The sequence below is a fragment of the Bacteroides caecigallinarum genome (genome assembly GCF_021530995.1).
Lineage (GTDB): Bacteria > Bacteroidota > Bacteroidia > Bacteroidales > Bacteroidaceae > Phocaeicola > Phocaeicola faecigallinarum.
The window spans coordinates 22,649-34,879 of the sequence record NZ_JADYTF010000024.1 but is presented as its reverse complement, the minus strand read 5'-3'; the positions used below and the strand labels follow the sequence as shown (position 1 = coordinate 34,879).

11 protein-coding genes are annotated in these 12,231 nt (G+C 41.4%); 5 read left to right on the top strand and 6 right to left on the bottom strand.

What is annotated here, in order from left to right; genetic code table 11:
* From I6E24_RS05400 to I6E24_RS05385, 4 genes are all read left to right on the top strand, one after another.
* A partial coding sequence (locus tag I6E24_RS05400) for a transposase (RefSeq protein ID WP_235326881.1) occupies nucleotides 1-124 on the top strand: 124 nt, incomplete at its 5' end.
* 153 nt (nucleotides 125-277) lie between these two features.
* Complete coding sequence (locus I6E24_RS05395; protein ID WP_394800365.1) at nucleotides 278-2,452, top strand: S9 family peptidase; 2,175 nt, start codon at nucleotides 278-280, stop codon at nucleotides 2,450-2,452.
* 79 nt (nucleotides 2,453-2,531) lie between these two features.
* Nucleotides 2,532-3,383, top strand: coding sequence for a lipoyl synthase (gene lipA / locus I6E24_RS05390; RefSeq protein ID WP_235326877.1), 852 nt, complete (start codon nucleotides 2,532-2,534; stop codon nucleotides 3,381-3,383).
* A gap of 39 nt (nucleotides 3,384-3,422) precedes the next feature.
* Nucleotides 3,423-4,406, top strand: coding sequence for a hypothetical protein (locus tag I6E24_RS05385; RefSeq protein ID WP_235326875.1), 984 nt, complete (start codon nucleotides 3,423-3,425; stop codon nucleotides 4,404-4,406).
* Here I6E24_RS05385 and I6E24_RS05380 read toward each other — a convergent pair.
* The 6 genes from I6E24_RS05380 to I6E24_RS05355 all read right to left on the bottom strand — a co-directional run bounded on the left by I6E24_RS05380 (nucleotide 4,397) and on the right by I6E24_RS05355 (nucleotide 10,557).
* Complete coding sequence (locus I6E24_RS05380; protein WP_235326873.1) at nucleotides 4,397-5,101, bottom strand: SAM-dependent methyltransferase; 705 nt, start codon at nucleotides 5,099-5,101, stop codon at nucleotides 4,397-4,399. The genes I6E24_RS05385 and I6E24_RS05380 overlap by 10 nt on opposite strands.
* A gap of 16 nt (nucleotides 5,102-5,117) precedes the next feature.
* Nucleotides 5,118-6,113, bottom strand: a complete 996-nt coding sequence (locus I6E24_RS05375; protein WP_235326871.1) for a gliding motility protein GldB-related protein — start codon at nucleotides 6,111-6,113, stop codon at nucleotides 5,118-5,120.
* Between the two features lie 10 nt (nucleotides 6,114-6,123).
* Nucleotides 6,124-6,981, bottom strand: coding sequence for an enoyl-ACP reductase FabI (locus I6E24_RS05370; RefSeq protein WP_204401346.1), 858 nt, complete (start codon nucleotides 6,979-6,981; stop codon nucleotides 6,124-6,126).
* A gap of 200 nt (nucleotides 6,982-7,181) precedes the next feature.
* Complete coding sequence (locus tag I6E24_RS05365) at nucleotides 7,182-8,417, bottom strand: sodium ion-translocating decarboxylase subunit beta (protein WP_235326869.1); 1,236 nt, start codon at nucleotides 8,415-8,417, stop codon at nucleotides 7,182-7,184.
* Between the two features lie 7 nt (nucleotides 8,418-8,424).
* Nucleotides 8,425-10,269 (bottom strand): biotin/lipoyl-containing protein, encoded by a 1,845-nt coding sequence (locus I6E24_RS05360; RefSeq protein WP_235326867.1) that lies wholly within the window; start codon nucleotides 10,267-10,269, stop codon nucleotides 8,425-8,427.
* A 27-nt stretch (nucleotides 10,270-10,296) separates the two neighbouring features.
* Nucleotides 10,297-10,557 carry an OadG family protein gene (locus I6E24_RS05355; protein ID WP_204401351.1) on the bottom strand — a complete coding sequence of 87 codons (261 nt, stop codon included), beginning with the start codon at nucleotides 10,555-10,557 and terminating at the stop codon, nucleotides 10,297-10,299.
* Between the two features lie 294 nt (nucleotides 10,558-10,851).
* On the opposite strand from I6E24_RS05355, the gene I6E24_RS05350 reads away from it, so the two are divergent.
* The gene (locus tag I6E24_RS05350) at nucleotides 10,852-12,228 is read left to right on the top strand and encodes a TolC family protein (protein ID WP_235326865.1); all 1,377 of its coding nucleotides are present in this window, start codon (nucleotides 10,852-10,854) and stop codon (nucleotides 12,226-12,228) included.
* The last annotated feature ends 3 nt before the right edge of the window (nucleotides 12,229-12,231 follow it).

Sequence of the window (12,231 nt, the reverse complement as noted above, 5' to 3'; positions counted from 1 at the left end):
AGAAGGCATCAACAACAAGATAAAGGTCATGAAGAGAACGGCATATGGATTTAGGGATGAACGATACTTTGAATTGAGGCTATATGCACTGCATGATTGCCGCATCACGCGAAATGTCGGATGAACCGAAGATAAAAGCAATGACATAAGCAATATTCCAGTACAGCAGGCAACAAAAGAAGAAGTTGAAAAGGAAGACAGTATAAAAATAGAAGAAGAGAAAGAACTTTAACACTAAATTTATTTGCGCATGAAAAGATTATTCACTCTGTTACTAATGATTGTCGGGTTGACATTCGGCATTCATGCAGAAAAAGTTACACTTAAGGATGTAGCAAATGGAACTTACCGTGCAAAAAGCATTTACGGTTTGAGACCAATGCTCGATGGTGAACATTATACACAAATCAGTGCCGACAAAAAAAGAATTGTAAAATACTCATTCAAGACAGGAAAGGAAGTAGGTACAGTTTTCGATGTTACAACAGCACGCGACTGCAGTCTTAAATCATTCGACGACTATATCATGTCACCGGATGAAAAACTTATCCTTATCCAGACAGAAACAAAGCCTATCTACAGACGCTCGTTTACAGCCGAATATTATATTTATAATGTTAAAAACAACAAGATAGAACCTCTTTCAAAAAACGGTCCACAACAGGCTCCTCTGTTCTCTCCTGACGGTTTCCAGATAGCATTCGTAAGAAACAATAACATTTTCCTTGTGAAACTTCTTTTCGGAAATAGTGAATCGCAGGTGACAAAGGACGGCGAATACAACAAAGTTCTCAACGGTATCCCGGACTGGGTTTACGAAGAAGAATTCGGATTCAACAGAGCTTTCGAGTTCAGTGCAGACAGTAAGATGATAGCATACATCAGATTCGACGAAAGCCAGGTAAAACAGTTCTCCTTCCCATGGTATAAAGGTATGGCACCTGAAAAAAGCGAATATGAATACTATTCTGGGGCTTACGAATACAAATATCCTAAAGCTGGAGAAGTAAACTCTAAAGTCACAGTACACACTTTTGATATAAAGAGCAAGGTTACAAGAAAAATGGACCTGCCTCTTGACGAAGACGGGTATATTCCTCGCATCAAGTTCACATCTGATCCGGAAAAACTGGCTATTATGACTCTAAACCGTCACCAGAACAGATTCGACATGTATATGGCAAATCCTAGAAGCGGAATCTGCAAACTGACAATTCGTGACGAGGCAGAACAATACATCAAGGAGCCTGCATACGCCAACATCAAGTTCTACACAGACAATATAGTAATGATGAGCGAAAGAGACGGATTCAATCATCTGTATCTTTACACCATAGGCGGTAACCTTGTAAGACAGATCACAAAAGGGAAATACGAAGTGACAGACTTCCTCGGTTGGAACCAGAAAACAAATGAATTCTATTACAGAGGATACGACAACAGCCCTCTTAGAACTGCTATTTTCAAAGTCAACAAGAAAGGTGAAGTAACAAAACTGTCAATGAGAGAAGGTACAAACAATGCCATCTTCAGCAGCAACATGGATTATTTCATCAATACTTTCTCAAACATGACTACTCCTACCCTTATCACCATCAACAACAATAAGGGAAAAGAGATTGTAACTCTGCTCGACAATAAGGAACTTAAAGAAGAAACTAAATCTCTGAACTTGCCACAGAAAGAATTCTTCACTTTCAAGACAAGCAACGGAACAGAATTGAACGGTTGGATAATGAAGCCTGTAGATTTCAATCCTAGCAAGAAATATCCAGTAATCATGCACCAGTACAGCGGTCCGGGCTCACAGCAGGTACTCGACAAATGGGGTATCGGAAGTTTCGGCGACGGTGGTATGTTCGAAGCATATATGTGCGACAAAGGCTACATCATGGTCTGTGTTGACGGACGCGGAACAGGCGGACGCGGAGCTGAATTCGAAAAATGTACATATCTGTATCTGGGAGTAAAAGAATCGGAAGACCAGGTTGAAACAGCCAAATACCTGAGTTCACTGCCATACGTTGACGGCAAGAGAATCGGTATATGGGGATGGAGCTTCGGCGGCTATAACACACTTATGTCAATGAGCGACGGAAGCGGAGCTTTCAAAGCCGGAGTTGCTATAGCAGCACCTTCATGCTGGAAATACTACGACACTGTATATACGGAAAGATTCATGCGTACTCCTAAGGAAAATGCCGAAGGATATGAAGCTGGTTCGGCTATCAGCAGAGCAGCAAACCTGAAAGGTAACCTTTTGCTTATCCATGGTACTGCCGACGACAATGTACACTATCAGAACTGTGCAGAATACGCAGAAGCGCTTGTACAGGCCGGAATACAGTTCGATATGCAGATTTATACAAACCGTAATCACAGTATTTTCGGAGGAAACACAAGGCATCATCTTATGACAAGAGTCAGCGAATTCTTTATCAGAAATCTATAATACACTTGACGAGTTGACACGACCTTAACAGGCCTTGTCAGCTCGTCAACTTATTTACTTGTCACCTAAAACATAATCTATGACACACATCAGAAAACCTGAATGGCTGAAGATAAGTATAGGAGCCAATGCCAGATATGCAGAAACAAAAAAAATTGTAGATACACATAAACTTCACACTATATGCAGCAGTGGCCGCTGTCCCAATATGGGCGAATGCTGGGGAAAAGGTACGGCTACATTCATGATTTGCGGAGCCATATGTACGCGTTCATGCAAATTCTGCAATACATGTACTGGAAAGCCTCTCCCACTCGATGAAAACGAACCGGCAAACGTAGCAGAATCAATCAGACTAATGAAACTCAACCATGCAGTTATCACATCCGTTGACAGAGATGACCTTGAAGACCTTGGAGCATCACACTGGGCGAAAACGCTGCTGAAGATAAAAGAAGTCAATACTGAAACTACTATCGAAGCTCTGATACCGGACTTCCAGGGCAAGCCTGAACTGATCAGTCTGGTAATAGAGGCAAGACCTGATATTCTGTCACACAACATGGAGACCGTAAGAAGAATCAGTCCACTGGTCAGAAGCGTAGCAAAATATGATACAAGCCTCAGCGTGATAAGACAGATTTCGGAAAGCGGGATTACAGCCAAATCGGGAATAATGGTAGGACTTGGCGAGACAAAGGAAGAAGTTCTGGAAACCATGGACGACTTGCTTGAAGCAGGATGCAAAATACTGACAATAGGCCAATACCTTCAGCCTTCACACAAGCATTATCCAGTAGCGGAATATGTCACACCGGAACAATTCGAAGAGTATAGAATTATAGGAGAAAACAAGGGATTCAAGACTGTAGAAAGCGGTCCATTGGTACGTTCGTCATATCATGCAGAAAAACATATCATCCACAAATGAACAATCACTGTATTTTGTTTGTTGAAACTTTGATATATAATGAAAGAGAACAAACAAAACATGAGCATGAACCTTAAAAACAAAATCGTATCAATAGGGCTTTTACCAATTATAATCACATTAATAGGTCTGCACTTCTTTCCTAATACGGAGATGCTTGGAGTGGGATTATTCATGAGTCTGATAATGCTTGCATACAACATTATCAAGATGAAAGACCTGAATTTTTTTCTCCTGCTTGGTACACTGGGTATAGGTACATGTTTTGTTCTCAGACTCTTTTGGGGATATAAATATGTACCTCTCAACACCATAACTCCTACAGTGGAATTCTCGCTGATGGCATTTGCATTTATATATTACACAGCTCCTGAATTATACAAGGACATCGTAAGCAAGTTGGGAATTAGAATATGTTTCTCATATAAATTTGAAACAAAAATAATTATAATACTCTCTTCTATCCATCTTCTGATTCTATATATCATAAAGACTCTTAATCATGATTGGAGTCCTGAAGGACGATTTTTCATGATAAATATTGTTCCCGTGTCTATATATATCATATGCCTAATAGTAAATACATTGGGGATACATTTTGTAGCGAGAATAGAAAAATCCAGACATAATATAATCCGTATAGCACCTGTATGTAACGGAAGACTGCTTCTGTCACTAAAAAATCCGACTTCACAGGTATGGGATATCCCTATCGAAAGAAACCTTGAAGGAACCTTTGATGACAGTAAAAAATATGCAATGAAAACTGCCAAAAGAATTTCAGGAACAAACGTACAGCCACGCTTCATACTGCAATACACCGAAGAGTGCTCGTGTGGAATATGCAATAACGTTCTTCTCTTCATACTTCCTATAAAGACTGAAAGCGACATAAAACTTGACGGAAGATTCTTTAAATTTGAAGAAATAGAAAACAATCTTCAGCAGATAGATCCGTGTATAAAAAAAGAGCTGGAACATCTTAGGAATGCTGCCAGCCTATGGAAAGAATTTTATTTGTAAATAAGGAATATACAAGGGATTTTCGATAAATCCGGCAGTTTGCCGTTCCATTCCTTCAATGTACGTGTCTTGATATACTCTCCCTCGCAAGTAATATTAGCTGCTATACACAACTTTGTCTGCGGACGGCAAGCCTTGATTATATCCTCCATCATCTTATTGTTTCTATATGGAGTTTCGATAAACAATTGTGTCTGATTTTCAGAATAAACCCTGCTTTCAAGTTCTTTAAGCCTTTTCTGTCTGTCATTCGCGTCTATCGGCAGATAACCATGAAAAGCAAAACTCTGCCCGTTAAAGCCTGATGCCATTACTGAAAGAATAATTGACGACGGACCTACGAGTGGAACTACCTTATAGTTCTTACGTTGTGCTATTGCCACCACGTCAGCTCCCGGATCGGCCACAGCCGGACAACCAGCTTCAGAAATTACTCCCATAGAAATTCCTTCAGCCAAAGGTTTCAGAAAGCCTGATATTTCTTCAGGAGAAGTATGCTTGTTGAGTGTAAAGAAAGTCAGGTCGTCAATAACTATAGAGCGGTCCACTTTCTTGAGAAATCTGCGTGCAGAACGTACGTCCTCCACTATGAAATATTTTATCTCCGTTATAATCTCCTTATTATATGCCGGCAGAACTTTTTCAACAGGAGTATCTCCCAATGTAACCGGCAATAGATATAATGCTGTTTCCATATAATTCATCCAAACATTAAATGTCAATATCCATCAACATTCCTTCGTAATCAGTATTATTCAGAAGTTCTTCAAAAGTAACACTCGGGTTCTTTTTCATATATTCGTCAATATACTGCATTCCAAGCCATATTCCAATCATAGGAGGTACATCCTCCTTCAATATCCTGTTCGGCATAGGTTGCAAATAGGCACGAATAATCATAGGATCTGTACTTTCCAGATGATTCGCCTTATTAACCCACTCTATGAATTGTTTCTTGTTTTTTCTGCACCACTCCAACTGCGTATCATTATAGCCGAGTACTTTTGTTCCCAAATCCTCACTACCCAAAGCTTTCTCCGTAATCCACGCAATTTTGCCTCTATACATCATCAAGTCAAACAATGTACGATGATTCCTTTCCCACGGAAATGGATAAAGACTTAATAGATAGAAGGACAAACAGTCTGGAACAATCCTTTCCGGATTCATCGAAGCTCTCTGATAGTTATAGTAATAACGCTTGTACATAGGATAATCCTCTCCCATGTATTTATCAAGACTTATACCTATGAGACTGTCAGACACCACAACAGACTGGTTCAAAGCTGAAATCTGTGAATATACCACCGGTATCGGAAATGAGGGCATCCTCTTCTTCAGATACACAAATCCCTTTGTAAGATCTTTTTCAAAACTGCCGAGGTCCTTATACTTATCTTCTACATCAAGCATCAGATTTACAAGAGAAGTATCAGAATAATATGCGCAGAGACGGTCATTGATTTTTTCATCATCCACTGACCCCAATGCCAATACATCCTCGATAAGAAGTTTTGTAGCATGAGGGAAATTCATGTTCATCTTCTGTAGAGAAGTAAAGCTGTTCAGAGCTGAAGCTTCAAACTGCAGCCTGTCATATCTATGTATTTTTACCCTTCCTTCAGATAAAAAAAAGTCTTCCTGCCTGTCATCGCGACAGGCAGAAAGCACTAATAAACTTAATATTATGATTAAAATGTTTCGCATTAAAAGTCAATTATCCGTAGATAATGTTACCATTTTCATCTTTATATTCGTCAAGTCCCTTTTCGTATGTAGCCATTGCACGAAGGCTCATACCTACACTTGAGAAACCACCATCGTGGTAGAGGTTCTGCATAGTAACCTTCTTTGTCAGGTCAGAGAACATCACGATACAGTAGTCGGCACACTCGTCTGCAGAAGCATTGCCAAGCGGAGACATACGGTTTGCAAAGTCGAACAACTTGTCCATACCCTTTACTCCTGATCCGGCAGTAGTCATAGTAGGCGACTGTGAGATAGTGTTGATACGTACGTGATGTTCACGTCCGTAAATATATCCAAAGCTACGTGCGATAGATTCAAGCAGAGCCTTGGCATCAGCCATATCGTTGTATCCGTAGAATGTACGCTGAGCGGCAACATAACTCAATGCAAGAATCGAACCATATTCGTTAATAGCATTAAGTTTCTTGGCAGACTGGATCATCTTGTGGAATGAAACAGCAGAGATATCAAGAGTCTTGCCCAACATATCATAATCCAAATCATCGTATGTACGTTTCTTACGAACATTTGGAGACATACCGATAGAGTGTAAAACAAAATCTATCTTTCCTCCCAATACTTCCATAGAACGCTTGAAGACATTTTCAAGATCTTCAACACTTGTTGCGTCGGCAGGTATAACCTCACAATTCAATTTTTCTGCCAAAGCAGAAACTTCTCCCATACGCACTGCAACAGGAGTGTTTGACAATGTGATAATCGCACCTTCTTCTACAGCTTTCTCAGCTACTTTCCATGCTATGGACTGTTCGTTCAGGGCACCGAAGATAATTCCTCTTTTCCCTTTTAGCAAATTATAACTCATATATTCAAAATTGATAAATTTGTTGCAAAGATAGATATTTTATTTTACAAACTTTGTATTATTCCACCTCTTTTATTAAACGAAACATAAAATCTCCGTTTAAACACTGTTTAAATACTGTTTAAACACCGTTTAAACGGAGATTAATTGTCTTTTCCTGATTTTGGTTGACAGTTATAATGTCTCCTTATAGGTTTAATTTATCCTAGGAAAGAAATAAGTACACCGGCAGCTACAGCAGAACCTATCACTCCGGAGATATTACTTGCCATACAATATTGCAACACGTGGTTTTTAGGGTCATATTTCAATGCTATCTCGTTTGCCACACGGCTCGCCATAGGCACGGCGCTCAATCCTGTAGCACCGATAAGTGGATTGATTTTCTTCTTTGTAAACAGATTATAGATCTTGACAAAGAAAATACCGCCTGATATTGAAAGGCCGAAAGCAAGGAAACCTCCAATCACGATACCTATTGTTGTCCAGTTCAGGAAAGCGTCAGTAGTCATTGTTGCACCAACCGAAATACCAAGGAAAATGGTTGCGGCATTCATTATGCTGTTTGATGCGGCATCAAACAGACGTGATGTGTTCGAACCTATTTCCTTCACCAGATTACCGAACATCAGCATACCTACCAACGGAACTGCACTTGGCACAAACAAAGCCACAATGGTAGTAACCGCTATCGGGAATACTATCTTCAATACACGCATGTTCTTTATTTCTATAGTAGGAGGATACATCTTTTCCTGCTCCTTCATATTTATACTGAGTTCCTTTTTGTTACACCATAGTCTTACCACCAATGGTATGATTACAGGAACAAGTGCCATATAGGAATAAGCCGCAATAGCAATAGGACCAAGCAGATGAGGAGCCAGCTTGATAGTAGTAAATATCGCTGTAGGACCGTCAGCTCCACCTATTATACCCAATGAAGCAGCTTCCTGGGGAGTAAAGCCAACCATAATGGCAACAAGCAATACTGCAAAAATACCCAGCTGAGCAGCAGCACCGAAAATTGAAAGACGGAGATTACGCAGCATAGGACCGAAGTCGGTCAGCGCACCCACACCCATAAATATTACCGGCGGAAGGAAACCTGTCTTGATGAGCATATAATAAATAAAATTCATCAGTCCCAGTTCGTGTGCTATCTCATGCAGAGGCATTTCCCATATATTCTTCATCACGCCATTCACCATCACCATACCGTTCTCGTCGGCCTGTATCACTCCCATCTCCCCACCCGGGAAATTGGCAAGCAACACTCCGAAAGCTATCGGTACAAGCAACAGCGGTTCGTACTGTTTCTTTATGCCCAGATAAAGCAGTACGAAAGCTATGGCATACATTATAATAAACCGCGGATCGGCAATGATATTGCTGAACGCAGTCATGTCGTATAATCGTTCAAAAATCTCTTCCATACATCTATCACTTTATCTTCATTAATACATCATCTTCAGATACAGAGTCGCCTGAGTTCATGCAGATAGCAGTAACAGTACCGCCAAACTCGGCATTTACGGCTATATAAGTCTTCATTGCCTCAATATAGCAGAGAGTGTCACCCGGATTAACCTTATCACCAACCTTCAAAGGTGTTTCCTGAGCCGATTTAGTGAGATAGAATTTTCCTTCAAGTGGAGAAAGCACATCCTTGCCCTCACCCGATGCGGCAACCGGCTGAGCGCCATCCGCAGACGCGGACTGTGCTGGCAATGCAGTGTCACCGAAAGCCACAGTCACACGATAAGGCTTTCCGTTCACATCTACAGTGAGCACCTGAGTACCTTCCTTAGGCATTGAACCACCTTCAGCCTCAGCACGGCGTTTTTCTACGTCTGCCAGGAAGTCAGCCTTGGCCTTTCCACTCTTGTATGCCTCATACTGAGCCGGATGCATAGCATATTCGAACAGTTCTTCGTCGTCCTGACCTGTCTCCCAACCTTTCTCAGCCATCATCTGACGGTATTTGTCAAGCTGATCCGGATAATTGTCCTGAGGATTGCCTGTAAAGAATGTTCTGCCTTCGCTCTTTGCCTTTTCAACTATCTCATCTGCCAACGGACCAGCCAATGCTCCAGCCTTGCCGAGTATCATATCCCATACATCATCTGCTATCATTGCCCAACGTTCCTTGCCTTTTTCCATCTGAATGACATTCATCATTGCCAGATTCTTGACATACTGGCTGAAAGGAGTTACCAGACAAGGATATCCTACACGCGGCCACACGTATGACACCTCATCAAACAGCTTGATGAGCAATTCATCCTGAGTCATAAGCGGCAGATTATTCTTTGCCTTATACTTATTTATAGATTCAAGGTTTGTTTCAAGGTCAGCCATCAAGCTACCCATCATACCTCCCGGAAGTCCCGGACCTACGAGCAATGAGTTCATCATACGGTTCTTAGGGCTGATATACAATCCAAGGAAGTCGTCCATGAATTCCTGAATCATGGTTCTTGCCTTCATATAGGCATTCATATTGATTTCCTTAACCTTGAAGCCGGCATCCTTCAGCATAGCCTGCACACTGATAATGTCGGCATGACCTGTTCCCCATGACAGAGGGTCCATACCGCAATCCACATAGTCGCATCCAGCCTTGCAAACCTCAAGAATAGAAGCCATATTGAAACCCGGACCTGCATGAGAGTGATACTGTATGGTTATATCCTTTATCTTCTTTATTCCGGTAACAAGTTTTCCGAGGAACACAGGACGTCCGATACCTGCCATATCCTTGATGCATATTTCATCGCATCCAGCATCGATAAGCTTCTTAGCCATATCGAGATAGTATTCCACTGTATGTATAGGAGAATAAGTGATACACAGACAGCACTGTGAAATCATTCCAGCATCGTGTGCATATCCTATTGACGGGATTATATTACGAACATCATTCAGTCCGCAGAAAGTACGTGTAATGTCAGTTCCCTGAACTTTCTTTACCTTATAAAACAGTTTTCTTACGTCCGCCGGAACAGGACTCATTCTCAGTCCGTTCAATGCGCGGTCCAGCATGTGTGTCTGGATACCTGCCTCGTGAAAAGGCTTTGTCCATTCTCTTACAGCCTTATTAGGATTTTCACCAAACAGCAGATTTACCTGTTCAAAACCGCCTCCGTTAGTCTCTACTCTGTCAAAGCAACCCATTTCCACTATCACAGGAGCTATCTTTACTAATTGGTCAACACGTGGTACATATTTTCCGGCACTCTGCCACATATCGCGGAAGACCAGACTGAATTTCACTTCTTTTTCCATTTTCTTAATGTGTTTTCATTTCTTTAATCAGTCCAACTTCTCAATTTTCATTACCTTGCCCTTACCACCTGTAAGTTTTTCCACCGCAATGTTAATAGCCTTCACGGAATCCTCTTCCAATGAAACGGTTGCTACTGCAGGCTTACGTTTGACTTCCTCTTCGGGTGGAGCAAATTTGTTAACCGCCTTAATCAGAAGAGTACTAAGCCAGATAATAATGAGAAGGATTACGAATACCGTGCACATACCTACGAGCATCAGCATCAGACCTGTTCCAATATTTTCCATATATATCTAATTTTAATGTATTACCGACACCATTTAAAGCCATGCCGCTTAAAAGACACCCAAATATACCAATTAAATATATTGCATTGATACAAAAAACTTTAAAATTATCAACATTCATAACTTTGAAATATATTTTACACATTCTTACACCACACTGTAATCCATCTTTACACTACTGTAAAGAAACCTTACAGTTGCCACAACAGCCATTTTTATCAACTATCACTATATCAATAAATTACATTTTTGGCACGGTTATGGCATTATAGTTAGTGTAAAAACAACAGAAAAATGAAAAAGATATTTACACCAATAATCCTGATCTTGGCTGCAACGCAATGTTTGGCTTCCGGAAGCGACAGCATATCAGCTGTAGATACTTCCCGAACAATGACATTGCACGACTGTATGGAATATGCAATAGAAAATTCCACCAAAAATGAAATACAAAGACTTGACAATGCCGATGCGCGCACAGAGAGACGTGACGCCATACTCAAGACATTCACCCCATCCGTTTCGGCAGGAACATATGCCTACAGTAACTTCGGACGTGCCGTGGACCCTGAAACAAACACCTATACCAATACCACATCTTTCAATAACGGTTACTCACTGAGCGCAAGCATCACACTGTTCAACGGATTTTCCGCCATCAACAATATCAGAATTTCGCAGACAGCCGTAAAGATGGGAATCTCGCAGGAAGACAAGTTGCGCGACGAACTGTGTCTGGCAGTTATGGAAGCCTACTTCAATGTACTGTTCCATACCGAAATGACTGAAGTTCTGCGCCGTCAGGTGGAAAACTCGAAAGCCAGCCTGCTGCTGATGCAGAAACAATATGAAACGGGACAGAAAAGCCGACCTGACGTGGCACAGATGGAAGCCGACCTAGCCGACAGGGAATATCAGCTGGAGACATCATTCAACAACAGCCAGGATGCACTGCTCACACTGAAATCCGTAATGATGTGGCCTGTGGAGGAAGAACTCAGGATAGACCGCACGATGATAGACGAAAAATATTCGGCACTGGTGGAAGAAGAAGACCGGGCGGACGAAATAATGGATTATGCGGTCAGCTCACAGCCATCAGCACTCATAGCCAAAGGCACGATGGACAAAGCCAAATTCGCACTGAACACGGCAAAATGGCAGTTTCTTCCAAGTCTGTCGCTAAACGGTGGTTGGTCCACCAGCTACTACAGCTATCCAGGCAAAGCCAATTACACAGCACCATCTTTCAATTCGCAATGGAAAAACAACTCCGGCGAGTACATACAGTTGAGTCTTTCCATACCTATTTATGACAGACTTTCCAGATTTTCGAACCTTTCGAAAAAGAAAAACGAATACCGACGCGCCGAGGCACAATACCGACAGACAGTACACGACATCAAGTCTGAAGTACAGCGTGCAATACAGGACAAGACTGGTGCCCGTAAGTCGCTTGTACTTGCCATGAAACGTTCCAAGGCACAGGAAGCCACATTCCTGTTGCACGAAAAGAAGATGCGTCAGGGTATGGTATCCCCTATTGACTATCAGACAATTACAAATTCTTTTCTGAACTCACAGGCGGAAGAGTTGAACGCATTGCTGCAATATTATCTGAAACGCAGCGTGGTGAAATATTATAAAGGAATAAGTTACATAGAACAATAAAAA

Coding starts and splice junctions, on each gene's coding strand:
- I6E24_RS05360 (WP_235326867.1), bottom strand. CDS start 10,269: ATGGAAAAAGAAGTGAAATTCAGTCTGGTCTTCCGCGATATGTGGCAG.
- I6E24_RS05385 (WP_235326875.1), top strand. CDS start 3,423: ATGAAAGAGAACAAACAAAACATGAGCATGAACCTTAAAAACAAAATC.
- lipA (WP_235326877.1), top strand. CDS start 2,532: ATGACACACATCAGAAAACCTGAATGGCTGAAGATAAGTATAGGAGCC.
- I6E24_RS05375 (WP_235326871.1), bottom strand. CDS start 6,113: ATGCGAAACATTTTAATCATAATATTAAGTTTATTAGTGCTTTCTGCC.
- I6E24_RS05380 (WP_235326873.1), bottom strand. CDS start 5,101: ATGGAAACAGCATTATATCTATTGCCGGTTACATTGGGAGATACTCCT.
- I6E24_RS05395 (WP_394800365.1), top strand. CDS start 278: ATGATTGTCGGGTTGACATTCGGCATTCATGCAGAAAAAGTTACACTT.
- I6E24_RS05350 (WP_235326865.1), top strand. CDS start 10,852: ATGAAAAAGATATTTACACCAATAATCCTGATCTTGGCTGCAACGCAA.
- I6E24_RS05370 (WP_204401346.1), bottom strand. CDS start 6,981: ATGAGTTATAATTTGCTAAAAGGGAAAAGAGGAATTATCTTCGGTGCC.
- I6E24_RS05355 (WP_204401351.1), bottom strand. CDS start 10,557: ATGGAAAATATTGGAACAGGTCTGATGCTGATGCTCGTAGGTATGTGC.
- I6E24_RS05365 (WP_235326869.1), bottom strand. CDS start 8,417: ATGGAAGAGATTTTTGAACGATTATACGACATGACTGCGTTCAGCAAT.